Source organism: Delftia sp. ZNC0008 (assembly GCF_000799035.1).
In the GTDB taxonomy this organism is placed as follows: Bacteria; Pseudomonadota; Gammaproteobacteria; order Burkholderiales; family Burkholderiaceae_C; genus Comamonas; species Comamonas tsuruhatensis.
The window spans coordinates 26,073-48,493 of sequence record NZ_JTKZ01000466.1; the positions used below are offsets into that span (position 1 = coordinate 26,073).

Consider the following 22,421-nt stretch of genomic DNA (forward strand, 5'->3'; position numbering starts at 1 on the left):
TTTTTCATGCCCGAAAGGAACCTCATGAGCACCCCACGCGGTATCCGTAACAACAACCCCGGCAACATCGACCGCACTGCAGAGAAGTGGCAGGGCATGGCGGCCGACCAATCCAGCGACGCGCGCTTCGTGGTGTTCTCGGCGCCGGTCTGGGGCCTTCGCGCCCTGGCCAAGGTGCTTCTGAGCTATCAGCGCAAGCACGGCCTGCGCACGCCTGCAGCGATCATTGGCCGCTGGGCGCCCCCCGTCGAGAACGATACCGGCGCCTACGCGCGCCAAGTGGCAAAGGCGCTGGGCGTCGGCGTCGGTGACCAGATCGACCTGCAGCAGCCCGAAACGCTGCAGCGCGTCCTGCCTGCCATCGTCCAGCACGAAAACGGCCAGCAGCCATACCCGGCTGCCCTGATTGCTGAGGCTGTGCGCCTGGCGCTGGAGTAACCGCGCATGGATGCACCAGATCTCAACAGCCTGCCGGGTGGCCCATTGGGCGCGCTCACTGCCGCCCTCGCGGCGATCAGCGGCGGCTTCATCTTCCTGCGGCAGTACCTGAGCCGCGGCGCTGCAGACCGGGCAGACGACGCCGGCCGGGTTTCGGCCATCAACGTCTACAAGGAGCTGCTGGAGGCAGAGCGGGCCGCACGCGCCCTGGCCGACAAGCGCGCCGACGACTTCGCCCGTGAGCGCAACGAGGCCATCACGATGATGGGCAAGCTGCAGGGCCAGCTCGAAGGGATGCAGCGGCAGCTGCAGCAGGCCACCGAGGAAATTGCAGGCCTGGAAAACCGGGTCCGCCAACTCACGGAGCAAGTCCATGCAAAAAGCTGATTTGCACAAGGCGCGCGACCTGGCCGCCGGCCTGCTGCTGCTGGCCACGCTGCTCGGCAGTGGCGCCGGCCTGGGCTACTGGCTCGGCACCGAGAACATGCGCACGCTGCTGGTGGAGGCCCGGCAGGCGCACGTTGATGAGATCGGCCGGCTGCAGGAGGCGCATCGCACTGCACTGCAGGCCGTGTCTGGGACGCTGCAGCGCGCGGCAGCCGATACAGCCCAGGCGGCAGACACGGCGGCAGCAGCGGCAGAGACAGCCCAGGGCGCGGCGGCGATTGCGGGCAAGGCGGCCAAGGCTGCAGGCCTGCCAGCGGCGGCCATCGAGCGCGACCGCAAGGCCATCAACTCGACCATCCAGCGCGCGAATGAGCGCATCGGGGAGGGTCAGCGATGATACGTGCCCCCATCCTTGCGCTGCTGCTGGTCGGCTGTGCCGAGGCGCCGACGCCCGCGCCTGCCCCGCCAGAACTGCACGTCATCGAGGTGCGCCGCGAGTGTCCGCCACTGCCCGAGCTGCGCGCCGGGGCATCCGGGGTGGAGCGCCGCATCCACACCCAGACCATCGTGCGCATGTACGCCGCTTGCGCGGGAGGCGACCATGGTCGTTGACAAGCTGAAGGCCTACGGCTGGCAGGCGCTCGCCCTGGTCTTGGCGGCCCTGCTGGCCTGGCAGACCATGGCCCGGCTGGGCGCCGAGCGCGATGCGGCTCAGGCTCGGGGCGAGCTGGCCGGCGAGCGCGAGGCGTCGGCTACGGCCGCGCGCCAGGCATCTGAGCGATATCGAAATCTGGAGGACAAGCACCGTGAGGACCTACGCACCATCGACACCCAGGCCCGGCAGGAGCTGGCACGCTCTGCCGCTGATGCTGATGCTGCCCGTGCTGCTGCTGGCCGGTTGCGCGGCGACCTCACCGACTACATCACCGCCCACCGTGCCGCCGCCCAGGCTCGCGCCGCTGCCGGACAGTGCGCGCCAGACACCGGCGCCCTCGATCTGCTCGCCGAGCTGCAGCGCCGCGCTGACGAGCGAGCGGGAGCGCTGGCGCGCATTGCTGACGACGCCCGAGGCCGGGGTAGCGCCTGCGAGCGAGCCTACGACGCCGGCAGCGCGATGATCGAGGCGGCGCGGTAGGTGCGGCTGCTGGCCGCGCTGATGGCGTGCACGCGGCCGGTTGGCTGGGACTGTGAAAGAGGCCTCGGAGCTGTTGCGGCTGGCGCCGGTCGAGGCCTTTGATGCAGGGCCAGCGTAGGCCCGTGAGACAGCAAAGTGTAGACACCTTGCAGATATGTAGACAAAAGCCCTTAGCTGTTTCCAGCTAGGGGCTTGAATCATTTGGTCGGAGCGGCGGGATTCGAACTCGCGACCCTCTGCTCCCAAAGCAGATGCGCTACCAGGCTGCGCTACGCTCCGACTAAAACGCTATTGTAGCGTCAAAAAAATGGGTATTTTCGCAATGTGCGAATTTTCTGTTCAACGCGATCCAGGGCCGGGGCCACGGTTGGCCAGGTGGCGGAAGGTGATGCGGCCCTTGGTGAGGTCGTAGGGCGACATCTCCAGCGATACCTTGTCGCCAGCCAGGATGCGGATATGGTGCTTGCGCATCTTGCCGCCGGTGTAGGCGATCAGCTGGTGTCCGTTTTCCAGCGTCACACGAAAGCGAGAGTCAGGCAGGACTTCCGTGACGGAGCCTTGCATTTCAATCAGTTCTTCTTTGGCCATGTGTTCAATCTCTTAGGTCTGGGTCGGTTGCGGCACTCATTTGTCGGAACCACGAAAACCTTGCCTGGCCCACAGAACATGGGGTACGTGGTCAGGCTGAAAAGGCTGTGGATGTTCTGCGCAAAAGGCGCAGACCGGACAGAGGACCAGGTCACAACGGTGTCGCAAAGACGAAGCCCGGCAACACCTAAACTTCCTGATTCTACAGTGTTGTATTCGTCGCCGTGCGGGCGGTGCTCAAAGCGGCCATCGTACGCAAAACACAGGTCGGATTCGTGCTGGGACGGCGAGGCTTTTGTCATCCGCGTGTGATGAGATGGCCTCGAAAAACGTGCGCGAGACTTTGCGGCGGTCCGGCCAGGGTTGAAGGCCGCGGTGGCCGAGGAGGGGCGATGGTCGCGGGTTGGCTAGAATCCGCCCACAGCTTCTATTACTTTTATAGCAAAACCTCGATGTCCGATCGACTTGCCGTTCTCTCCCAGTATCTTTTGCCCAAGCAGGCGCTGACTGCCGTCATGGGGCGCCTGGCCCAGGCGCGTGCGGGTGACCTGACCACGGCAGTCATCCGTCGCTTCATTGCACGCTATGGCGTGGACATGTCGGAGGCGGCCGATTCCGATCCTGCGGCCTATGCCAGCTTCAACGAGTTCTTCACGCGGGCGCTCAAGCCCGGTGTGCGACCGCTGGCTTCGGCTGACTGGGTTTGTCCGGTGGATGGCGCCATCAGCCAGATCGGCGCCATCGAGGGCGAGCAGATCTTCCAGGCCAAGGGGCACAGCTACAGCGCCACGGCGCTGGTCGGCGGCGATGCGCAGCTGGCGCGGCAGTTCGACAACGGGCATTTCGCCACCATTTACCTGAGCCCGCGCGACTATCACCGCATCCACATGCCCTGTGCCGGCCGGTTGCGTCGGATGATTTATGTGCCTGGCGAACTGTTCTCGGTCAATCCGGTCACGGCGCGCGGCGTGCCGGGCCTGTTTGCGCGCAACGAGCGCGTGGTCTGCGTCTTCGATACGGACCACGGTCCCATGGTGCTGGTGCTGGTGGGGGCCACCATCGTGGGCAGCATGGGAACGGTGTGGCACGGCATCGTCAATCCGCCGCGGCCCGGTCGCATCCAGGACTGGCGCTACGACGACCAGTCCATCGTCCTGGGCCAGGGCGAGGAAATGGGGCGCTTCCAGCTGGGCTCCACCGTGGTCATGCTGTTTCCCGCATCGGCAGGGCTGCGCTTCAACGCGCAGTGGACACATGCCGCGCCCGTGCGCCTGGGCCAGAAGATGGCCGGGCGCGGCGAGGCCTGAGTCTCGAAGGGTCGTCGATGAAAAACCGGGCCCAGGCCCGGTTTTCTGTCAAAGAATCCAGCTCAGGGCTTCAGGGCGCCGCTGTGTGGTGAACATCGAGGGTGCGATGCTCAGCCGCTCTGGCCTGACGGGGTCTTCATGGCCGACCAGATAGACCATCAGTTCACGGCGGCGCAGTATGACGTGGCTGACCTTCTCGGCCTTCCCGTTCTGTGTGACCTGCGTGCCCGGGCGGAACAGCGGCATCTGGAAGGTGAAGCTGCGCGGATCGGCCGGTGGCGCGACGGCAGTGCTGGGAGGGGCTTCTAGAGTGGCAACCATAGGCTTGATGTGCATGAGTGGACGCTGCCCACCTTATCGGCACTGCCGCGCCGAACTGTAGGGTCGCCGGGCGGCGACCACCAAGCTCAGGCGTCCGGATGGGAAACGCCGAGGATGGCGTGCAGCCGTGCGCTGGTCGTCGTGTACTGCAGCAGCGGTTTCTCGCCCTGCAGGTACTCGGCGGCGGCAAAGGCCGCCATGGTGGCTTCGTGGAAGCCGCACAGGATCAGCTTGTGCTTGCCCGGGTAGCTGACGATGTCGCCGATCGCATAGATGCCTGGCGCATCGGTGGCCTGGGTTGCAGGGTTCACCAGCAGCTGCTTGCGCTCCATGGCCAGGCCCCATTCGGCGACCGGGCCCAGGCGGGGGGAGATGCCCAGACAGACGACCAGTTGCTGCGCCGCCAGTTCATGCTCCTGCCCTTCGCCATCCATCCACTGCACGGCACGCAGCAGGCCTGAGTCGGCATGCAGTTGCGTGATCTGGCCGATCACCACGCGGATTGCGCCGCTGTCGCGCAGCTCCTGCAGGCGCTCCAGCAATGGCGCCGAAGCCTGGAAGGCGTCGCGGCGGTAGAGCAGGCAAGTGGTCTGGGCCCTGTCGGCGCAGGCAATGGCCGCGGCCACGGCCTCTTCGTCGCCACCGTGGACGATGGCGGTCTGGCCGCGCACCATTTCCAGATCGGCAGGATGGTAGTGGAGCTGGCCGGCAGCCAGCAGCTCCACGCCGGGCACCTTCAGCGCCTTGGGCACAAAGGCGCCCACGCCAGCCGCAATGAAGACGCTGCGCGCATGCAGTTCAAGGCCTTGCGAGGTCTGCGCCAGCCAGCGGCCATCGTCCATGCGCTGCAGCTGGGCGACCTGCTGGGAAAGGTGCAGTTGCGCGTCCATGGGCGCGACCTGCCGCTGCAGCAGCTGGACCAGTTCATGGCCCGTGCACACCGGAATGCCGGGAATGTCGTAGATGGGCTTGTCGCCGTACAGCTGCGCGCACTGCCCGCCCACATGGGGCAGGGCATCGACGACATGGCAGCGGATGCCTTGCAGCCCCAGCTGGAACACCTGGAACAGGCCCGCCGGGCCTGCGCCTATGACGAGGGCATCGGTCTGGATCGGTTGCGCGCCGGAGGTGTCTTGCATGGGCTGCGCGGCTTCAGCGTTCGAGCTGGTCTAGCTTGCCGGGCTTGCCGTTCCAGTCGTCGGCGTCGGGCAGCGAGGCCTTGCGCTTGGTGATGCTCTTCCAGCCCTTTTCCAGCGACAGCTCGGCATTGAGCTTGATGAAGGCGAGCTGGTCGGCGGGGACGTCTTCCTCGGCAAAGATGGCATTGGCCGGGCATTCGGGAATGCACACGGCGCAATCGATGCACTCGTCAGGATCGATCACGAGGAAGTTGGGGCCTTCGCGGAAGCAGTCCACGGGGCAGACATCCACACAATCTGTGTATTTGCACTTGATGCAGTTTTCGGTGACGACGTGAGTCATGGGAGTCTTTTATTTGCGGTGTGAATGTCGGTATCAACCCGGGATTCTAGAATTTTTCGGAACACGGTCCTGCACATGCAAGAGATTCTGGCGCGGACTGCTGCGGTTTTCTGAAAGCCCACGAGCCGGCATGTGCCGGCTCGCGAAGCGGGACTGTCCAGTTGCTCAATCCAGCAGTGCAGCGCCTGCGGTAGCGTGGCTGGCCGTGTCCACGAGGATCAGCGCACCCAGCTGGCGGGCCTGGGCGAAGGGCGCCGCGGGAATGCTTTCCTGTAGCAGCAGCTCCACGCGGCCGATGGCGTTGGGCTCCAGCTGGGTGGCCTCTTCCTGGGCCAGCGTGTGGATGTTCAGGCGGTGCACCACGCGGCGGGCCTTGGCCTTGATCCAGCGGTGGCCGTGCAGCGCCAGGTAGGTGCGGCCGGGGACCAGCGGCTGCTCGTCCATCCAGGCCACGGTGGCGGTCAGCTCGCGCTGGCTGGGCCATGCCGGCTGTGTCCCGGGGGCATCGAAGTCGTCGTCTGCCACTGCTGCCGCAGCCACCGGGGCGGCGACGATCCAGTCGCCGCGCGAGACATCGACCTCGCGGTCCAGCGTGATGCCGGCCGACAGGCCCGCGTCGATGGAGCCGGGAACGCGGGCATGGTCCAGCACCTGGGCAATCACGGCCTGCTGGCCGCTGGGCAGGATCTGCACGGCGTCGCCCACGCGTGCGCGGCCTGCGGCCACGCGGCCCCAGAACACGCGGCGGCCCTGGCTGGTATCGGCCGAGGACGAGAATTTCTCCACCCACTGCACGGGGAAGGCCAGCGCCAGGCCGGTGTCGGTCGGCGTGTTGGGCAACTGCTCCAGCAGTTGCAGCAGGCTGGGACCGTCGTAGCCGGCCCAGCCGGGCTCGGCGTTGACCACATTGAAGCCCTTGAGGGCCGAAACGGGCACGGTGGCCGCGGAGGCGATGCCGGCCTCGGCCGTGAAGCGCTCCAGCGCGCCGCGGATGTGGACGAAGGCCTGTTGCGGGTCTTCGACGGCGTCGAGCTTGTTGACGGCAAACACCAGCGAATGCACGCGCAGCAGGTGGGCCAGCAGGCTGTGGCGGCGCGTCTGCGGCAGCAGGGTGAGCTGCGGGTTCTTCCAGTCGAGCTTGGTGGCATCGACCAGCACCACGGCGGCGTCGGCGCTGCTGGCGGCGGTGACCATGTTGCGCGTGTACTGCTCATGGCCCGGCGCGTCGCCGATGATGAACTTGCGGCTTTCGGTGGCGAAGTAGCGGTAGGCCACGTCGATGGTGATGCCCTGCTCGCGCTCGGCCGACAGGCCGTCGGTCAGCAGCGCCAGGTCGGTCTCGCCGCTCTTGGTGACGCCGGCGAGCTGGTCCTGGAGCACGGCACGCGTGTCCACCAGCAGGCGGCCTATCAGCGTGCTCTTGCCGTCGTCGACGGAGCCGCAGGTGATGAAGCGCAGGGCCGAGGCGTTGGAGGCCTCGGTGGCGGGGGAATCCGCAACGGCTGCGCCGGCGGCAATGCTTGCGGTGGTCATCAGAAATATCCGTCCTTCTTGCGCTTTTCCATGGAGGCTTCGCTGGTCTTGTCGTCCATGCGTGTGGCGCCGCGCTCGCTGACATCGGCGGCCAGGGTTTCGAGCACGATGTCGGCCGCCGTGGCGGCATCGCTTTCCACGGGGCAGGTGCAGGTGATGTCGCCCACGGTGCGAAAGCGCACGTCGCGCACCACGACTTCCTCGCCGTCGCGCGGCGGTGTGAGTTCGGTCACGGGCACCAGCAGGCCGCGGCGTTCCACCACTTCGCGCTTGTGCGTGTAGTAGATGCTGGGCAGGGCGATCTGCTCGCGCTCGATGTATTGCCACACGTCGAGTTCGGTCCAGTTGCTGATGGGGAACACGCGGAAGTGCTCGCCCGGCGCCAGACGCGTGTTGAACAGCGTCCACAGTTCGGGGCGCTGTGCCTTGGGCTGCCATTGGCCGAAGCTGTCGCGGTGGCTGAAGATGCGTTCCTTGGCGCGGGCCTTTTCCTCGTCGCGGCGCGCGCCGCCGATCAGAGCGTCGAAGCGGAATTCATCGATGGCCTCCAGCAGCGTCACCGACTGGTGCACGTTGCGGCTTTCGCCCGGATGGGCCAGGCGCACGGTGCCGCGTGCCATGGAGTCCTCGACGCTGCGCACGATGAGTTCGGCGCCGAGTTCCTTGGCGCGCAGGTCGCGGAAATCGGTCACTTCCGGGAAGTTGTGGCCGGTGTCGATCATCAGCAGCGGGTAGGGGATGCGACCCTTGCCGAAGGCCTTTTCGGCGCAGCGCAGCATGACCAGCGAGTCCTTGCCGCCCGAAAACAGCAGGGCGGGGCGCTCGAAGGCGGCGGCCACTTCGCGCAGCACGAAGATGGTTTCCTCTTCAAGGGCGTCGAGGTGGCGGTTGCTGAGATGGCTCAGCACGGAGGTGTCCACACGGGCGTTCATTTCTTGGTTTCCAATCAAATCGGTGTCAAACGCTGTCGTTTCACTTCTTGGCGTGCAGCCCGCATTCCTTGGCCGCTTCATCCTCCCACCACCAGCGGCCGGCGCGGAAGTCTTCGCCAAGGCTGACGGCGCGCGTGCAGGGTGCGCAGCCGATGCTGGGATAGAACTGGTCGTGCAGCGGGTTGTAGTCCACGCCATGGCTGGCGATGTAGTGCCAGACATCGCCCTGGGTCCAGTCGGTCAGCGGGTTGAACTTGGTCAGGCCCTTGGTCTCGACCTCGCTGCGGTCCACGGCGGGCACGTCGGCGCGGGCATTGGACTGCTCGCGGCGCAAACCCGTGATCCAGGCGCTCTTGCCGGCCAGCGCACGCGCCAGCGGCTCCATCTTGCGCACGCCGCAGCAGGCCTTGCGCAGCTCGATGCTGCGGTACATGGCGTCCTGGCCGTTGTCGCGGATGAAGTGGATCACCGATTCGAGCTGCGGCCGGTAGACCTTGACGCTCAGGCCGGGCAGCGACTGGGTGCGCTCCAGCAGGGCCAGGGTCTCGGTGTGCAGCGCGCCGGTGTCCAGCACGAAGACGGGGATGTCCAGGCCCAGGCGGTGGATGATGTCGGTGATCACCACATCCTCGGCGCCCAGGCTGGAGGCCTGCGTCACGGCCTCGGCGCCCAGCGCCGCTGCCTCGCGCAGCAAGGCCTCGGTGGCGGCCAGCTTGTCGGCAAAGCCGCTGCTGGCACGGCCGTTGACCTCGGTGGCCTTGGCCGATTCCTGTCGCGACAGAAAGCTTTGCGCACCCATGTCAGGCCGCCTTGACGAAGTGGGGCTCGGGATGGACTGCATCACCCTGGTAGAAGCCGTGGAAGCGGTCCAGCTGGCGCTGGGCATCGGAGATGTCCACGCCTTCGCGCAGCACGGCCACGTCGAAGCCGCAGCGCTGCATCTGCACCAACTGGTCGATCAGCACGTCGCCCGTGGCGCGGATTTCGCCCTGGAAGCCCAGGCGCTTGCGCAGCAGGCGGGCCTGGCTGAAGGCGCGGCCGTCGGTGAACTTGGGAAAGTGCAGGTCGATGCGCTGCACGCCGGTCAGGTCCAGCGTGAAGGGGTCGGCGTCATTGGCCGGGGCGATGACAGTCTGCTGGCCTTCGGCCGGGCTTTGGTGCTCGTGGGCGGCGATGATTTTCATGGGGATCTCCTGCGGCTCTCACCTGGGGTCAGGCGGCCGCTTCCTCGGTGTGCTTGGCGGGGTGGCGGGCTGCATTGCCGGCGGCCTTGAACGGTTCGATGCCCACGCGGCGCACGGTGGCGATGAAGGTCTCGAAACGGCCGCCTTCGCTTTGGCGCTGTTCGCGGTAGGTGGCCAGCAGGGCCTCGATCACGCCGGGCACTTCGGCGGCGCTGAACGAGGGGCCGATGATCTTGCCGGGCGTGGCCGGGCCGGACAGGTGGGAGCCGTCGGCGCCGCCCAGCGTGATCTGGTACCACTCCTTGCCGTCCTTGTCCACGCCCAGGATGCCGATGTGGCCGCTGTGGTGGTGGCCGCAGCTGTTGATGCAGCCGCTGATGTGCAGGTCGATCTCGCCCAGGTCCCACAGCTCGTCCAGGTCCTGGTAGCGCTCGGTGATGGCCTCGGCAATGGGCAGGGAGCGTGCATTGGCCAGCGAGCAGAAGTCGCCGCCGGGGCAGGCGATCATGTCGGTCAGCAGGCCGATGTTGGGCTTGGCCAGGCCCAGGGCCTTGGCCGCCTTGTACAGCTGGGGCAGCTGGTCGCGGCGCACCCAGGGCAGCAGCAGGTTCTGCTCGTGGGTGACGCGCATCTCGCCGGCCGAGAACTGATCGGCCAGCGCGGCGGCGGCATCCATCTGGTCGGCCGTGGCGTCGCCGGGCGCGTAGCCCAGGCGCTTGAACGACAGCAGCACGGCGCGCAGTTGCGGGTGGCGGTGCGGGCGCACGTTGCTGATCAGCCAGCGGCCGAAATCCTTGTCTTCCTCGGCGGCCGTGCGCAGCAGGGCCAGGGTCTCGGCCTCGGCATTGGCGGGCGACAGGTCCAGCTCGGGCTCGCGGAAATTGGCGGCCACGCGGTCGTACTCGGCTTGCGTGATGGTGTGGGGACCACCCTCGACCTCGACGATCTGGCGGAACTCCTCATCAACCTGGTCGATGTAGTTCTGGCCCTCGGACTTCACGAGGATCTTGATGCGCGCCTTCCAGGCGTTGTCGCGGCGGCCGTAGCGGTTGTAGACGCGGATCACGGCTTCCAGGTAATTCATCAGCTGGTTCCAGGGCAGGAACTCGCGCAGCACCGGGCTGATGGTGGGCGTGCGGCCCATGCCGCCGCCCACGCGCACCTTGAAGCCCAGCTCGCCAGCCTCGTTCTTGAGCAGCTGCAGGCCCACGTCGTACCAGCCCAGCGCGGCGCGGTCTTCCTCGGCGCCGCTGATGGAGACCTTGAACTTGCGCGGCAGGAAGCTGAACTCGGGATGCAGCGTGCTCCACTGGCGCAGGATTTCGGTGAAGGGGCGGGGGTCGGCGATCTCGTCGATGGCAATGCCGGCCAGCGCGTCGCTGTTGATGTTGCGGATGCAGTTGCCGCTGGTCTGGATGCCGTGTAGGTTCACGCTGGCCAGCAGGTCCATCACGTCGGCGGCCTTGGACAGCGGAATCCAGTTGTACTGCACGTTGGTGCGCGTGGTGAAGTGGCCGTAGCCGAACTTCAGGTCGGAGCCGATGCGGCGGCCGTCGTGCAGGGGAATGTCGCCCAGCTTGGCCTGGGTGGCGCGGGCCTCGGCCAGCAGGGCGGCGTCGGGCTGGTCGTACTCGCGGGCCACGCGGGCCAGCACGCGCAGCTGGGCGCTGGACAGCTCGCCATAGGGAACGGCCACGCGCAGCATGGGAGCGTAGCGCTGCACATACCAGCCGTTTTGCAGGCGCAGGGGCTTGAACTCATCCTCCGAGAGCTTGCCGGCCTGCCAGCGTTCGAGCTGGTCACGGAACTGCTCGGCGCGCAGGCGGATGAACTGTTTGTCGAATTCGGTGTATTGGTACATGGCGCTTCGGATGTGGGGTCTTCGACTGCCGCCAGTGGCGGCGGTGCAGGGGCTCATCGCGTGGCACCGAGGCACTTGCGGGACACGCGCACAGAACCCTGCATGGAGGGGAATGTAAGCAATGGCCTTATAGAAGCAAACGATTGTTTTGTCCTGCAAGTATGTGGATATGGATATAAGTGAATGGCAGCAGACTTTGCGGGGCTGGGCATGCCAAACGCATGAGCGGCCGATATGCTTGCCGGCCAGAGGGAGGATTTCAGAATGCGAAACCGTTGTGCCGCCATCGGGCTGGCCTTGGCATTGGCAACTGCTGCTCAGGCGCAGGCCCAGAAGCCGGCACCGCCGCCGTCTCCGTTGTCAGCAGCGCACACAGCTGACATGCCTGAACCCGACAAATCCGCACAGGAATCAGCCTGGGATGCGTATCTGCATCGCGTGGCGGCGCAGTTGGCCGGTTCCGGCAGCGGGCGCGATCTGGCCTTTGCGGCCATCCTCATCAATCTGTCGCCCCGCGACAAAAGCGCTGTCAGCCAGGCCGAGGGCTGGCGCCAGGACGCGCTGGAGCGGGCAGGGCAGGATGCGCTGGCCTATCAACTGCTGGCCTCCAAGGCCCCTGAGGACGAAGGCGAAGTGCGCTCCGAGGCTGCCCGCCGCTGGCTGGCGCTGGAGCCCAGCAATTTCTCTGCGCTGATGCAGCAGGCGCTGGGACCGCAGGAACTGCTGGTTGCAGCGCGCGAAAGCCGCTACGCGGACCTGCACATTTATGACGGCGTGCGCTGGATGCAGTCCGCTTTGCTGCGCCATCCGCCCACGGCACAGGAGCTGCAGGCGCTGGGTGGCAGTCCGAACTACCGGCTCGAGGAAGGCGCGGTGATCACTGCAATAGGTATCTGGACAGCCTTTCCCTTGACGGGCTACAAGGCGCTGCTGGATGCCTGCAAACCCGAAGCGATGGGCAAAACCCCGGCGCGCGAGGCCGACTGCCTGCATGTAGCCCACCTGCTGACGCAGCGCTCATCGACCGTGCTGGATGAGGGCTTTGGGCTGGCGATTCAACGCCGGCTGGCCAAAACCCCGACCGAGCGCGCCGCGGCCCGGGCCCGGCGCCGCCAGTTGGAGTGGCTGATGCAAGCGTCCGCCCCGCTCGGCATGCAGGACGGAGGAACCCGGTTTGCCCGGCTGCTGGCCGATCCTTCCATCCACAGCGAGCAGCAATTGCTGCAGCGCTTGCTCAAGGATGCAGGCCGGCCCTTGACGCCGCCGCCGTGCTGGAAGTGGCGCCCGCCCAGACCTTAGGGATTGCCGGCAGCCGCGCCGCCACCGCCGCCTCGCTCACCCCATAGAGCGCAGCCAGCGCGGCCGGTGTCGCCACTTGCGCCGCCGCACCGCAGGCCTGCAGGCCACCGCGGCCCAGCAGGGCGATGCGGTCGGCCACCTGCAGCGCATGCTCGGGCTGGTGGGTGGACAACAGCACAGCCATGCCGCGTGCACGCAGCGCGGCAATCTGGTCCAGCACGCGGATCTGGTTGCCGAAGTCCAGGCTGGCCGTGGGCTCGTCCATGACCAGCAGCGCGGGCTCCTGGGCCAGGGCGCGTGCGATCAGCACCAGCTGGCGCTCGCCGCCGCTCAGCTCGGTATAGGGGCGCAGCGCCAGATGGGCGATGCCCAACTGCTCCAGGCAGCCCAGCGCCAGGGCACGGTCGGCACTTGAAGGCCGGGCCAGCGCAGGCAGGCGCGCGGCACGGCCCATGAGCACCATGTCCAGCGCTTCGAAGCCGAAGACGCCGGCCTGCGCCTGGGGCACATAGCCCACGCGCCGCGCAAACTCGGCACGCGGCCAGCTGAGCACGGGCTGGCCCTGCACGCGCACCTCTCCGGCCAGCGGCGCCAGCAGGCCCAGCACGGTGCGGAACAGCGTGGTCTTGCCGCAGCCGTTGGGGCCCAGCAGGCACAGCACCTCGCCTGCGGCAATGGCCAAGTCCAGCCCCTGGCTGACGCGCCGGCGCCCATGGCCCGTGGCCAGGGCCAGCGTCTGCAGCACGGGCGCCGTCGGCATTTCAGTCATTGCGGCCCGTGCGCGACAGCAGGTAGAGGAAGAAAGGCGCGCCGACCAGGGCCGTGAGAATGCCCAGCGGCAGCTCGATGCGTGCCGCACTGCGCGCCAGCGTGTCGGCCGCAACCACGAAGCCAGCGCCCAGCAGCGCCGAGGCCGGCAGCAGGCGCACAAAATTGGGGCCGACCAGCAGGCGCGCCACATGCGGCACCACCAGCCCCACCCAGCCGACGATGCCGGCCAGCGATACGGCGGCCGCCGTGCCCAGCGTGGCACAGGCCACCAGCAGCAGGCGCAGGCGTGCCACGGGCACGCCCAGGGCCAGCGCCTCCTCGTCAGGCAGGCCCAGCAGGTTGATGCGCCAGCGCAGCAGCATCAGGGGCAGCAGGGCGCACAGCATCACGGGTGCCGTGGCACCCAGCTCGGGCAGGGTCACGGCGCTCAGGCCGCCCATGAGCCAGAAGGTGATGGATGGCAGCTGCGTATTGGGGTCGGCCAGCGTCTTGACCAGGGCGATGCCCGCGCCCAGCAGCGCGCCCAGCGCAATGCCGGCCAGCACCAGGACCAGCACCGGGTCATGGCGGCGCACGCTGGTGCTGATGGCCACCACCACGGCCACGGCGGCCAGCCCGCCACCAAAGGCCAGGGCCTGCACGGCCGCCATGGACCAGCCCAGGAAGATGCCCAGCACCGCGCCCAGGCCGGCACCGGCCGAGACGCCCAGGATGTCGGGCGAGACCAGCGGGTTGCGGAACATGCCCTGGTAGGCCGCGCCTGCCGCCGCCAGCGTGGCGCCCACGGCCAGGCCTGCGGCGATGCGTGGCAGGCGGATGTTCCAGAGCACGGTCTCGGCGCTGGCGGACAAGGGCGAGGCAGTGCCCGTGGCGCGCGCCAGCAGCGACTGCCACAGCTGCTGCGGCGCGATGGAGAACTGACCCGCTGCCAGTGCCCACAGCAGCACGGCGGCCAGCAAGGCCAGCGCGAGCACCCACCCCAGGCGGCGGCCTGTGACAGGCATCAACGCGCAGTCTCCATCAGCCTGCCCAGCGCTGCGGGCGACAGGTCGGCGCCGTAGAACAGGCGATAGAAGTCGCGCACCTCGCGTTCCAACGGCGGCAGTCCCTGCAGGGCTGGCGCCTGCGGGTGGAGCTTTTCCAGCAGCCAGCGCACACCGATCAGCCGGTTGACGCCGGGCGGACCATCCAGCCAGCCGAAGGGCCAGACCGGCGCGCAGTGCACGCGGCCCGAGCGCACGGCGGCCACGCCGCGCCACAGCGGGTCCTGGCGCATGCGCTCGGCAAGGCCGGGTTCCTGCGTGACGATGACCTGCGGGTCCCAGGCCAGGATCTGCTCCATGGACACGCGCGTGAGCCCGCCACGCCCTGCATCCGTCGCCACATTGCGCCCGCCCGCATATTCGACGGCTTCCACATTGATGGAGCCCGCCAGCCCTGTCTCCAAGCCGTTGGCGCTGCGCGCGAAATACACGCGCGGGCGCTCGGCCGGTGCCATGCCCTGGGTGGCACGCTGCGCCAGCGCCGCCACGGCATCGGCATGGCGGGCCAGGGTTTCGCCACGTGAGGCCTCGCCCAGCAGGGCGCCGACCTCGCGCAACTGGCGTGCGTGGTCGGCCAGCGAGCCCTGGATCAGCACGCAGGGCAGGCCGGTCTGGCGCGCCAGCCGCTCGGTGGCCGAGATATAGGTGGCATCGGCCGTGCCGGCGTCCAGCACCAGGTTGGGCTGCAGCTTCAGCAGCGACTCCAGCGGCATGGTGCTGCCGCGCCCGGACAGGCGGCCCAGATGCGGCAGCGCCTGCAGTGTGGGCCCCAGATAGGCGCGCGAGACATCGTCCAGCTGCTGGGGCCAGCCCAGCAGCTTGTGCGGTGCCAGCGTGGCCACCAGCACGCCTGCAGGCGGGCCGGCGGCAAACACCCGGCGCAGTTTGGTCGCGTCCGGTATCTGGCCTATGCGCGCGGCAATGGTCGTGGTCTGGGCATGGCCGGGAACAAGAGCCGATGAGGCCAGCGCCGCCATGGCCTGGCCCAGCCAGCGGCGGCGGGTGAACAGAAGATCGGTCATGAAAGTCAGGGGATGGGGCTGGCGCAGCCACGGCGCTCAAGCTGTGCCTGGCACCATTGCTCGATCTGCACCTCATCGGCTGCCAGCTCGGCATGCAGGCTGCCGGTGTACCTGCGCCAGTCTTCAAGATGGCGGGCCGCGACGGCCGTGAGCACAGGCGTGCCGGCCTCGACAAAGGCCGCGAATTCGGCGGCAAAGCCCTGGCCCGAGGCCTCGACGATGCCGAAGCGGTTGATCACCACCAGATCCACGCCATCGTCCAGCGCCTGGCGCAGCACGGCGCTGGCCTGGGCCAGGGCCTGGGGGTTGAGACTGCAGGCGCGCGAGGCGCAGCCCAGGTCCTGGGACAGCTCGAATTGGCGGTCACTGCGCAGGTCGAACAGCTGCATGCGCTTGTTGCCGTTGGCATAGCGGTCCTGGCGATGCACCAGACCGCCCACCCGCCAGCCCGCGCCTTGCAGGCGGCGTGCCACGCGTTCGAGCAGCAGCTCCATTGCATGCTCGTCGTCGGGATGGACCAGGGCGGCCAGGGGCAGGGTGGTGAAGGGCGGGTTCATGGCATGCAGGTTGATGCGTATCAATGGGGCTGTTGTACTCCTGCCCGACCCCGGTGTCGTTGACCATGGGCAGCTTGGCTGGACCCGGAGCGCAGGCAGGCGTGGGCGGGCGCTTCGCGCCAGGTCCGCTCCTCAGAAGCGATAGCCCAGGTTGACATACCAGCTGCGGCCCGGCATGGGCAGGCCGTCATCGAACTGGTACCACTTGTCGCCGATATTGGCCACGCCAAAGTCCACGGTGATGTCGCTGCGCGGCTTGTAGCGTGCACGCAGGTTGGCAATGCCGTAGCCGGGCAGCTTGAGCGTCTGCAGCTGGCCGCTGCCCTCCAGCGGCACGTAGCGGCCCTTCTCGGTCTCGACCTCGGCATTGAATTCCCACTGCGCCAGCGGACGCCACTGAACGCCGACCAGCAGGCGGTGGCGCGGCGTGTGGGTCAGTGTGATGCTGGAGTCGCTGGTGTTGCGGCGGTTCAGGTAGGTGTAGCCGGCGTTCACGTCCCATTGCGCGGACAGTTGCTGGGCCAGGGACAGCTCCATGCCGATGTTGCGCGTGCGCCCCACGTTCTGCGCCTGGTTGCAGGTGGCGCCGCCGCATTCGGCCGAGGCCACGACCACGGTCTGGATCTGGTTGCGCACGCGGCTGTAGAACAGCGCGGCCTGGCCCTGGCCGCCCTGCCAGGGTGAGCCGCTGACGCCCAGCTCCAGGTGGTTGGCCGTCTCGGGCTGCAGGTCGGGGTTGGCCAGGGCCGTGCCCATGCGTGCCGAGTAGCGGTCCTTGATGGTGGGAAAGCGCGTCTTGTGCGAGGCGATGAAATACGCCTCGCTGCCACCGCCCAGCGCATAGCCGAGCTTGGCCACGCCATTGGTGGCGCTGGCCGAGCCCGTGGGCCACTGGTAGACCTCGCGCGCATCGCGCTGGTCGTGGCTGAGCGCCAGGTTCAGGCTCCAGCGTTCGGCCAGGGAGATCGTGTCCTCGACCACCAGGGAGCGCGTCACGTCGCGATAGTGCTTGCTGGGGTCCTTGGCCGAGGCGGCGTCGGTGTGCTCGTCGATCTTGTAGTGCGCGCCCAGGCGCAGCGCATGGCCCTTGAAGCTGTAGTTGGCCCACTCGATGCTGGCGCCCTGGCTCACGTCCTTGTAGCTGCTGGTGGGGTCATGGCGCGTGTAGCTCGCGTCCGTGTACATGTCCAGGCCGTTTTGGTAGGTGTCGTGGTAGATGCGTGTCTTGAGCAGGTTGTCGGCATTGATGCGCGTGGTGCTCAGAAAGTACACGCTGTCCTTGTCCCAATAGGGCCAGCGCCAGTAGCGGATGACGTTCTTGCCCGTGGCGCTGCCGGTATACACGGGGTTGCCCTTCTCGCCTTCCTGGCGCACATAGCCCAGCGCGTATTCGTCCGTGGCATTGGGCGTGAGGCCCAGCTTGAACGACAGCCGCCTGTCCGTGCGGTAGGCGTTGTCGCGGTAGTTGCCCGTGTCGGTGGGCTGCTTCTTGAAGTCCTTGAAGCCCTTGGGCAGCGGAAAACTGTCCGCGTCCAGGTAGGAGGCGCCAAGCTGGTAGTACCAGGAGCCCAGGTTGCCGCCCAGGTTCACGGCGGCCTTGCGTTCGCCGCCTGCGCCTGCGCCGATGCGCGCATCGCCCTCGAACGATTTGACGGGCTTGCGCGTGACCAGGTTGATGGCGCCGCCCAGCGTATTGGGGCCATACATCAGCGAGGCGCCGGCCTTGGCCACGCGGATCTCGGACAGGTCGAACGTGGTGAAGCGGCCGAAGTCCACATAGCCGTCATAGGGCACGTACAGCGGCACGCCGTCCACGAAGACCGGCACCTGGCGCGGATCGAAGCCGCGCAGGTAGATCATTTCCTCGTTGCGATTGTTGCGCGACAGCGTGGCGCCCGGCAGCAGGCGCACGGCGTCGGCCACGGTGTCGGCATTGCGCTGGCGCATCTCGGCGGCGTCCAGTCGCTGTTCATCGCCGGATATGGCCTGTGCCTCAACACGCGCACCGTGCACATCGACCGTGCCCAACTGGAAGGTCTGCGAAGCCGGTGCTGCAGGTGCACCCGATGGGGCCTCGACCTGGGCTTGCGCCTGCGTGCTGGCGGCCAGGCCTGCGAGCAGCAGGGCTTGTGTCAGTGCGGAGCGAAGGCGGAACGAGGGTGAGCAGAGGGTGGGTGAGGATGCGGGAGCGCAGGAGCGGGGCTGGCGGGTCACGGTTTCAGGTTCTTGTGTGGTTGAACGCGGGGAGCGGCTGGTTGTTTCCTTTTGAAAACAGGTTCCGGATTCTAGCGATATGCACTGGAAAACATAACGAGTGACAAAAAACCGTCTGCGGGAAGACTCGGGTTTTCTTTCAGGCCGTTGTGTGAATGCCCGGCCGTTCAGGGGCCGGGCGGTTCAACGGCTCAGCGCCTGCGGCCCAGGCGCTCGCTGGCCAGGGCAGCCGCCAGCCTGGCATCCAGGGGCAGCGGTTCGTCGTGTAGGCGTGCTGCCAGCAGCTCGCCGCACAGCAGCGACAGGGTGAGCCCGCGCGAGCCCATGGCCGTCAGCGCCCACAGGCCGGGAGCCTGATCGGACACCGGTCCGACCACGGGCAGCCGGTCTGGCGAGGCCACGCGCACGGCGCCCCAGGTGGCGCGCGGTGGCGCGTCGAAGAAGCCTTGCAGGCCCTGGTAGGCGCCTGGCAGCAGCTGCGCCAGCTTGGCGCCATTGGCTGCATGGGCCGCGGCCTGGTCTCCGGGGCTGGGCGGCAGCGCGGTCTGGTCGCGCTCGAAGGTCGATCCCATGACCCAGCCTGGCCCGGCTGCATCGCCGGGCAGCGGCATGGCAGGCACCAGGTTGCCATGGCCGTTGACGGGAAAGGGCGGCATGGCCTGTGCGCTGGCCGGGGTGTGCACATCCCAGCTGACCTGGCCGCGAATGGGCTGCAGCGGCCAGGCGGCCTGCGCACCCAGGCTGTGCTCCAGCAGCGCATTGGTTGCGGGGCCCAGGGCGAGAACGACCAGTTCAGCCTCGGCCAGCAGATTGCCCTGTGCATCCAGGGCCTGCCAGACGGGCGCGCCACCGGCTGTGTCGGTGCGTGCAAGACGCGCCACGCAGGCGCGGCCCTGCCAGCGCACGCCTGGCAGCGCCAGTTGCGCCTGCACCAGCCGTGCCGGGCGTACCCAGCCAGCTTGCGCATGCCAGCAGGCAGGGGCGTCGGCGGGCAGACCGGCCGCCGAGAGTTGATCGGCGCTTGCGGGCCGGCTCCAGTGGTCGCCCGGGCCGGGGGATTGCCAGTCGCGCGGCAGCCGCGGGGCGGCCTCCACGCCGCGCTCCAGCACGCCGGTATCGCACCAGTCCGTGCCCGGTTGCAGCAGGCCCTGGCCGGAGAGCATTTGCAGCTGCGCCAGGGTCAGGCGTGCGCCGTCGCGGCTCAGGCGGGACAGCAGGCTGTCATCGGGCGAGACATGGGGGCAGAGCAGGCCCGCGGGCAGGGCCGAGGCGCCCGCTGCAGGCGCCTCGGCAGCATCCAGCACGGTGACCTGCCAGCCACGGCGCGACAGGCTGGCGGCGGCGGCCGCACCGGCGATGCCTGCACCCAGCACCATGCAGCGCCGTGGGGTGATGGGTTCCTGCGGCTGTGCACCCGGCCCGCGCGGCCCGCGCGGTTGCCAGGCCGGGTCGAAGACGGCATGCAGGTTGTGGCGCTTGGGTGGGACGCCATCTACCTTGCGCACCTGAAAGCCGTGCTGTGCCAGGCCATCGCGCACCGTGCGCGCCACGCACCAGGTGGACAGCTGCGTGCCGCGCCGGCAATGGCGCGCCAGCGCGCGCAGGGTATCGGCGCTCCAGAGGTCGGGGTTGAGTTCCGGCGTGAAGCCGTCCAGGTAGATGCTGTCGGCCGTGAGCTGCTGGCGCCGCAGCATGGCCTGGGCATCGCCGATGTACAGCGTCAGCAGCACGCGCCCCTGCTCGAAGGCGAGGCGGTGCACGCCGGGCAGCAGGCCCTGGAACCGGGTGGCCAGCTCCTCGGCCAGCAGGCGCAATCCTGGCTCGCGCGGCATGGCCTGGCGCATGGCGTCGGCGCTGACGGGAAAGGCCTCGGCCGAGACGAAATGCAGCAGCCTCGGGCGCCGGGGATCGGCCTTCCAGGCTTCCCAGGCCACGAGGAAATTCAGCCCGAACCCGAAACCGGTCTCCAGGATGCGCCATTGCGGCGCATCGGCCCAGGCCGCCGGCAGGCCGCAGCCGCCCAGAAAGACGTGGCGGGCCTGGTCCAGGCCGCCGAGTTCGCTGTGGTAGCGGTCGCCGAAGCGCGGGCTGTAGGGCGTGCCATCGGGCAGCCAGTCAATGGGTTCGGACATGGGCAAGGGGCAGAACTACTCCTCCCAGCGCTGCTGGTAGGAGAACACGGGCAGGCGCCACTTGAAGCGGATGGCGGCCAGGCGCAGCGTGAGTCCGCCGGCAAAGCAGACGACGGTGCTGAGGTTGGAGCCCACGTCCAGCGTGCGCAGCCCCAGGAACAGCAGGCACACGGCCAGGGACACGCTGGCGTACAGCTCGCGCCGGAAGACGACCGGCACCTGGTTGCACAGCACGTCGCGCAGAATGCCGCCGCTGATGCCGGTCAGCATGCCCGACATCACCACCACCACGGGCGGGTAGCCCAGCTCCAGCGCCACGTTGCAGCCGATCAGCGAGAAGGCGATCAGCCCCATGGCGTCCAGCAGCAGAAAGACCTGCTTGAGATGGTGCATGTGGCGCGCCACGACGATGGTCAGCAGCCCGGCCGAGATGACCAGGTAGACATATTCAGGGTGCTGCGTCCAGCCGATGGGGTAGTGGCCCAGCACCATGTCGCGGATGGTGCCGCCGCCCAGCGCGGTGACGAAGGCGATCACGGCCACGCCGAAGATGTCCATGTTGCGCCGGCCCGCCGCCAGCGCGCCCGACATGGCTTCGGCCGTGATGGCCACGAGGTAGATCACCAGCATGACGGTGAACTGCGATGCCTGGAACGATTCCAGCAGGGAGACGGATGGAAGCACGGAAAACCTCGGATGAAGACCGGCCCGCGCCGCAGGGTGTGCGGCCACTGCGCCGTCCAGCGCAAGAAGGCGGGCATTGTAGGCGGTCTCTGGGCGGCGGCCGTTTGCGGCACCGCAAATGAAACCGCCCCCGGCGCGGTGCGACGGGGGCGGTGAAAGGGCACGAAGCGGCTCAGGCCGTAGGAGGCACGTAGCCGGCCGCCGCATCGGCGCCGCCGCCGAAGAAGTGGTTTTCCATCTGGCGGGCCAGGTACTGGCGGGCGCGTGCGTCGGCCAGGTTCAGGCGGTTTTCGTTGACCAGCATCGTCTGGTGCTTGAGCCAGTCGGCCCAGGCCTGCTTGCTCACGCCTTCAAAAATGCGCTTGCCCAGCTCGCCGGGGTAGGGCGGGAAATCCAGGCCTTCAGCGTCAACGCCAAGCTTGATGCAGTGAACGGTACGTGCCATGGGGAATTGAGTCCTTGTCTTGCAGAGATTCAGATGTTTTGGGAATAACAAACTGAAATCTTATTGGTTTGAGTTTTAAGAGTTGGCTTTGAGAATGCTTTCCACGGCACCAGACCGTCGTCTCCACTCTCTACCGACACTCCAATGAAAATTCGCCGCCACTTTATCAAGTTTCCTGTCGCCGCCGGCCTGATCGCGGGCTTGACCCTGTCGGCTCTGCCGGCGTTGGCCCAGTCGGTGCAACTGCTCAATGTCTCCTACGATCCGACGCGCGAGCTGTACGTGGAGTACAACCAGGCCTTCGCCAAGCACTGGAAGGCCAAGAGCGGCCAGGACGTGAGCGTCAAGCAGTCGCATGGCGGCTCGGGCAAGCAGGCGCGTTCGATCATCGACGGCATCGACGCCGACGTGGCCACGCTGGCGCTGGCCGGCGACATCGACGCCCTGGTCAAGAACGGCAACCTGCTCAAGGTCGACTGGCAAAAGCGCCTGCCGCACAACTCGGCGCCCTACAGCTCCACCATCGTCTTCCTGGTGAAGAAGGGCAATCCCAAGAACCTCAAGGACTGGGACGACCTGGTCAAGCCTGGCGTGCAGGTGATCACGCCCAACCCCAAGACCAGCGGCGGTGCGCGCTGGAACTACCTGGCCGCCTGGGAATTCGCCAAGCGCAAGTACGGCGGCGACGCACAGGCCAAGGACTTCATCGGCAAGCTGTTCAAGAACGTGCCCGTGCTGGACACCGGCGCGCGCGGCGCCACCATCACCTTCGTGCAGCGCGGCGTGGGCGATGTGCTGCTGGCCTGGGAGAACGAGGCCTTCTTGGCACTCAAGGAGTTCGGTCCCGAGAAGTTCCAGATCGTCGTGCCTTCGCTGTCCATCCTGGCCGAGCCTTCGGTGGCCGTGGTCGACAAGGTCGTGGACAAGAAGGGCACACGCGCCGTGGCCGAGGAGTACCTGAAGTACCTGTACTCCGAGGAAGGCCAGCGCATCGCCGGCCGCAACTACTACCGTCCCACCGATGCCAAGGTCAAGGCCGAATTCGCGGACAAGTTCCCCAAGCTGGAGCTGGTCACCATCACGCGG

General features: G+C 67.7%; 25 protein-coding genes and 1 tRNA gene. 8 read left to right on the top strand and 18 right to left on the bottom strand.

What is annotated here, in order from left to right:
- Positions 1 to 24: 24 nt before the first annotated feature.
- Genes L995_RS15650 through L995_RS15670 form a run of 5 tightly spaced genes read left to right on the top strand, consistent with a single transcriptional unit; the run spans position 25 to position 1,960 of the window.
- Positions 25 to 438, top strand: a complete 414-nt coding sequence (locus tag L995_RS15650; protein WP_047472556.1) for a structural protein P5 — start codon at positions 25 to 27, stop codon at positions 436 to 438.
- A gap of 6 nt (positions 439 to 444) precedes the next feature.
- Positions 445 to 825, top strand: coding sequence for a hypothetical protein (locus tag L995_RS15655; protein WP_156136087.1), 381 nt, complete (start codon positions 445 to 447; stop codon positions 823 to 825).
- The gene (locus L995_RS15660; RefSeq protein ID WP_082001564.1) at positions 812 to 1,222 is read left to right on the top strand and encodes a hypothetical protein; all 411 of its coding nucleotides are present in this window, start codon (positions 812 to 814) and stop codon (positions 1,220 to 1,222) included. The genes L995_RS15655 and L995_RS15660 overlap by 14 nt, the downstream gene beginning before the upstream one ends.
- Positions 1,219 to 1,437, top strand: coding sequence for a hypothetical protein (locus L995_RS15665; RefSeq protein WP_047472558.1), 219 nt, complete (start codon positions 1,219 to 1,221; stop codon positions 1,435 to 1,437). Before L995_RS15660 ends, L995_RS15665 begins: the two co-directional genes overlap by 4 nt.
- Positions 1,427 to 1,960: a DUF2514 family protein gene (locus tag L995_RS15670; RefSeq protein ID WP_047472559.1), complete on the top strand. Its 534-nt coding sequence runs from the start codon at positions 1,427 to 1,429 to the stop codon at positions 1,958 to 1,960. The genes L995_RS15665 and L995_RS15670 overlap by 11 nt, the downstream gene beginning before the upstream one ends.
- A 202-nt stretch (positions 1,961 to 2,162) precedes the next feature.
- Here the strand turns inward: L995_RS15670 and L995_RS15675 are convergent.
- Both L995_RS15675 and infA read right to left on the bottom strand, forming a co-directional pair.
- Positions 2,163 to 2,239: transfer RNA gene (locus L995_RS15675), tRNA-Pro, on the bottom strand.
- A 60-nt stretch (positions 2,240 to 2,299) separates the two neighbouring features.
- Positions 2,300 to 2,548, bottom strand: coding sequence for a translation initiation factor IF-1 (gene infA, locus L995_RS15680; RefSeq protein WP_012206460.1), 249 nt, complete (start codon positions 2,546 to 2,548; stop codon positions 2,300 to 2,302).
- Between the two features lie 452 nt (positions 2,549 to 3,000).
- Here infA and asd point away from each other — a divergent pair, with 452 nt between their 5' ends.
- Positions 3,001 to 3,855: an archaetidylserine decarboxylase gene (gene asd / locus L995_RS15685; RefSeq protein WP_026062786.1), complete on the top strand. Its 855-nt coding sequence runs from the start codon at positions 3,001 to 3,003 to the stop codon at positions 3,853 to 3,855.
- A 48-nt stretch (positions 3,856 to 3,903) separates the two neighbouring features.
- Here the strand turns inward: asd and L995_RS15690 are convergent, their stop codons facing one another.
- The 8 genes from L995_RS15690 to L995_RS15725 form a co-directional block, all read right to left on the bottom strand.
- On the bottom strand, positions 3,904 to 4,176 hold the full coding sequence (locus L995_RS15690) for a hypothetical protein (RefSeq protein ID WP_227468472.1): 273 nt from the start codon (positions 4,174 to 4,176) through the stop codon (positions 3,904 to 3,906).
- Between the two features lie 86 nt (positions 4,177 to 4,262).
- Positions 4,263 to 5,315: an NAD(P)/FAD-dependent oxidoreductase gene (locus L995_RS15695; RefSeq protein ID WP_047472560.1), complete on the bottom strand. Its 1,053-nt coding sequence runs from the start codon at positions 5,313 to 5,315 to the stop codon at positions 4,263 to 4,265.
- Between the two features lie 13 nt (positions 5,316 to 5,328).
- Positions 5,329 to 5,658, bottom strand: coding sequence for a ferredoxin FdxA (fdxA, locus tag L995_RS15700; protein WP_012206456.1), 330 nt, complete (start codon positions 5,656 to 5,658; stop codon positions 5,329 to 5,331).
- A 165-nt stretch (positions 5,659 to 5,823) separates the two neighbouring features.
- Positions 5,824 to 7,191: a sulfate adenylyltransferase subunit 1 gene (locus L995_RS15705; protein WP_047472561.1), complete on the bottom strand. Its 1,368-nt coding sequence runs from the start codon at positions 7,189 to 7,191 to the stop codon at positions 5,824 to 5,826.
- Positions 7,191 to 8,123 (bottom strand): sulfate adenylyltransferase subunit CysD, encoded by a 933-nt coding sequence (cysD, locus tag L995_RS15710; protein WP_016448348.1) that lies wholly within the window; start codon positions 8,121 to 8,123, stop codon positions 7,191 to 7,193. Before cysD ends, L995_RS15705 begins: the two co-directional genes overlap by 1 nt.
- Before the next feature lie 40 nt (positions 8,124 to 8,163).
- A complete protein-coding gene (locus tag L995_RS15715) occupies positions 8,164 to 8,922 on the bottom strand; it encodes a phosphoadenylyl-sulfate reductase (protein ID WP_047472562.1) in 759 nt (252 codons plus the stop codon).
- A gap of 1 nt (position 8,923) precedes the next feature.
- Positions 8,924 to 9,307 carry a DUF934 domain-containing protein gene (locus L995_RS15720; protein WP_016448346.1) on the bottom strand — a complete coding sequence of 128 codons (384 nt, stop codon included), beginning with the start codon at positions 9,305 to 9,307 and terminating at the stop codon, positions 8,924 to 8,926.
- Between the two features lie 28 nt (positions 9,308 to 9,335).
- Complete coding sequence (locus L995_RS15725; protein WP_047472563.1) at positions 9,336 to 11,168, bottom strand: nitrite/sulfite reductase; 1,833 nt, start codon at positions 11,166 to 11,168, stop codon at positions 9,336 to 9,338.
- Positions 11,169 to 11,549: 381 nt separating this feature from the next.
- On the opposite strand from L995_RS15725, the gene L995_RS15730 reads away from it, so the two are divergent.
- A complete protein-coding gene (locus L995_RS15730) occupies positions 11,550 to 12,467 on the top strand; it encodes a hypothetical protein (protein ID WP_231574446.1) in 918 nt (305 codons plus the stop codon).
- Here the strand turns inward: L995_RS15730 and L995_RS15735 are convergent.
- The 8 genes from L995_RS15735 to L995_RS15770 form a co-directional block, all read right to left on the bottom strand.
- On the bottom strand, positions 12,403 to 13,236 hold the full coding sequence (locus L995_RS15735) for an ABC transporter ATP-binding protein (RefSeq protein ID WP_047472565.1): 834 nt from the start codon (positions 13,234 to 13,236) through the stop codon (positions 12,403 to 12,405). The genes L995_RS15730 and L995_RS15735 overlap by 65 nt on opposite strands.
- Complete coding sequence (locus tag L995_RS15740) at positions 13,229 to 14,242, bottom strand: FecCD family ABC transporter permease (protein ID WP_047472566.1); 1,014 nt, start codon at positions 14,240 to 14,242, stop codon at positions 13,229 to 13,231. The genes L995_RS15735 and L995_RS15740 overlap by 8 nt, the downstream gene beginning before the upstream one ends.
- On the bottom strand, positions 14,242 to 15,303 hold the full coding sequence (locus L995_RS15745; RefSeq protein ID WP_047472567.1) for an iron ABC transporter substrate-binding protein: 1,062 nt from the start codon (positions 15,301 to 15,303) through the stop codon (positions 14,242 to 14,244). Before L995_RS15745 ends, L995_RS15740 begins: the two co-directional genes overlap by 1 nt.
- Positions 15,304 to 15,308: 5 nt before the next feature.
- On the bottom strand, positions 15,309 to 15,860 hold the full coding sequence (locus L995_RS15750; RefSeq protein WP_016448340.1) for a DUF2478 domain-containing protein: 552 nt from the start codon (positions 15,858 to 15,860) through the stop codon (positions 15,309 to 15,311).
- 132 nt (positions 15,861 to 15,992) lie between these two features.
- On the bottom strand, positions 15,993 to 18,074 hold the full coding sequence (locus L995_RS15755) for a TonB-dependent receptor plug domain-containing protein (RefSeq protein WP_047472568.1): 2,082 nt from the start codon (positions 18,072 to 18,074) through the stop codon (positions 15,993 to 15,995).
- A 191-nt stretch (positions 18,075 to 18,265) separates the two neighbouring features.
- Complete coding sequence (mnmC, locus tag L995_RS15760; RefSeq protein ID WP_047472569.1) at positions 18,266 to 20,206, bottom strand: FAD-dependent 5-carboxymethylaminomethyl-2-thiouridine(34) oxidoreductase MnmC; 1,941 nt, start codon at positions 20,204 to 20,206, stop codon at positions 18,266 to 18,268.
- 15 nt (positions 20,207 to 20,221) lie between these two features.
- Positions 20,222 to 20,890 carry a trimeric intracellular cation channel family protein gene (locus L995_RS15765; RefSeq protein ID WP_016453307.1) on the bottom strand — a complete coding sequence of 223 codons (669 nt, stop codon included), beginning with the start codon at positions 20,888 to 20,890 and terminating at the stop codon, positions 20,222 to 20,224.
- A gap of 172 nt (positions 20,891 to 21,062) precedes the next feature.
- Positions 21,063 to 21,335: an oxidative damage protection protein gene (locus L995_RS15770; protein WP_012206441.1), complete on the bottom strand. Its 273-nt coding sequence runs from the start codon at positions 21,333 to 21,335 to the stop codon at positions 21,063 to 21,065.
- A gap of 144 nt (positions 21,336 to 21,479) precedes the next feature.
- Here L995_RS15770 and L995_RS15775 point away from each other — a divergent pair.
- Positions 21,480 to 22,421 (top strand): sulfate ABC transporter substrate-binding protein (locus L995_RS15775; RefSeq protein WP_047472575.1); only part of this gene is annotated, 942 nt, incomplete at its 3' end.

Coding starts and splice junctions, on each gene's coding strand:
- L995_RS15735 (WP_047472565.1), bottom strand. CDS start 13,236: ATGACTGAAATGCCGACGGCGCCCGTGCTGCAGACGCTGGCCCTGGCC.
- L995_RS15740 (WP_047472566.1), bottom strand. CDS start 14,242: ATGCCTGTCACAGGCCGCCGCCTGGGGTGGGTGCTCGCGCTGGCCTTG.
- L995_RS15745 (WP_047472567.1), bottom strand. CDS start 15,303: ATGACCGATCTTCTGTTCACCCGCCGCCGCTGGCTGGGCCAGGCCATG.
- mnmC (WP_047472569.1), bottom strand. CDS start 20,206: ATGTCCGAACCCATTGACTGGCTGCCCGATGGCACGCCCTACAGCCCG.
- cysD (WP_016448348.1), bottom strand. CDS start 8,123: ATGAACGCCCGTGTGGACACCTCCGTGCTGAGCCATCTCAGCAACCGC.
- L995_RS15725 (WP_047472563.1), bottom strand. CDS start 11,168: ATGTACCAATACACCGAATTCGACAAACAGTTCATCCGCCTGCGCGCC.
- L995_RS15650 (WP_047472556.1), top strand. CDS start 25: ATGAGCACCCCACGCGGTATCCGTAACAACAACCCCGGCAACATCGAC.
- fdxA (WP_012206456.1), bottom strand. CDS start 5,658: ATGACTCACGTCGTCACCGAAAACTGCATCAAGTGCAAATACACAGAT.
- infA (WP_012206460.1), bottom strand. CDS start 2,548: ATGGCCAAAGAAGAACTGATTGAAATGCAAGGCTCCGTCACGGAAGTC.
- L995_RS15695 (WP_047472560.1), bottom strand. CDS start 5,315: ATGCAAGACACCTCCGGCGCGCAACCGATCCAGACCGATGCCCTCGTC.
- L995_RS15655 (WP_156136087.1), top strand. CDS start 445: ATGGATGCACCAGATCTCAACAGCCTGCCGGGTGGCCCATTGGGCGCG.
- L995_RS15705 (WP_047472561.1), bottom strand. CDS start 7,191: ATGACCACCGCAAGCATTGCCGCCGGCGCAGCCGTTGCGGATTCCCCC.
- L995_RS15720 (WP_016448346.1), bottom strand. CDS start 9,307: ATGAAAATCATCGCCGCCCACGAGCACCAAAGCCCGGCCGAAGGCCAG.
- L995_RS15660 (WP_082001564.1), top strand. CDS start 812: ATGCAAAAAGCTGATTTGCACAAGGCGCGCGACCTGGCCGCCGGCCTG.
- L995_RS15670 (WP_047472559.1), top strand. CDS start 1,427: ATGGTCGTTGACAAGCTGAAGGCCTACGGCTGGCAGGCGCTCGCCCTG.
- L995_RS15770 (WP_012206441.1), bottom strand. CDS start 21,335: ATGGCACGTACCGTTCACTGCATCAAGCTTGGCGTTGACGCTGAAGGC.
- asd (WP_026062786.1), top strand. CDS start 3,001: ATGTCCGATCGACTTGCCGTTCTCTCCCAGTATCTTTTGCCCAAGCAG.
- L995_RS15665 (WP_047472558.1), top strand. CDS start 1,219: ATGATACGTGCCCCCATCCTTGCGCTGCTGCTGGTCGGCTGTGCCGAG.
- L995_RS15690 (WP_227468472.1), bottom strand. CDS start 4,176: ATGGTTGCCACTCTAGAAGCCCCTCCCAGCACTGCCGTCGCGCCACCG.
- L995_RS15730 (WP_231574446.1), top strand. CDS start 11,550: ATGCCTGAACCCGACAAATCCGCACAGGAATCAGCCTGGGATGCGTAT.
- L995_RS15715 (WP_047472562.1), bottom strand. CDS start 8,922: ATGGGTGCGCAAAGCTTTCTGTCGCGACAGGAATCGGCCAAGGCCACC.
- L995_RS15750 (WP_016448340.1), bottom strand. CDS start 15,860: ATGAACCCGCCCTTCACCACCCTGCCCCTGGCCGCCCTGGTCCATCCC.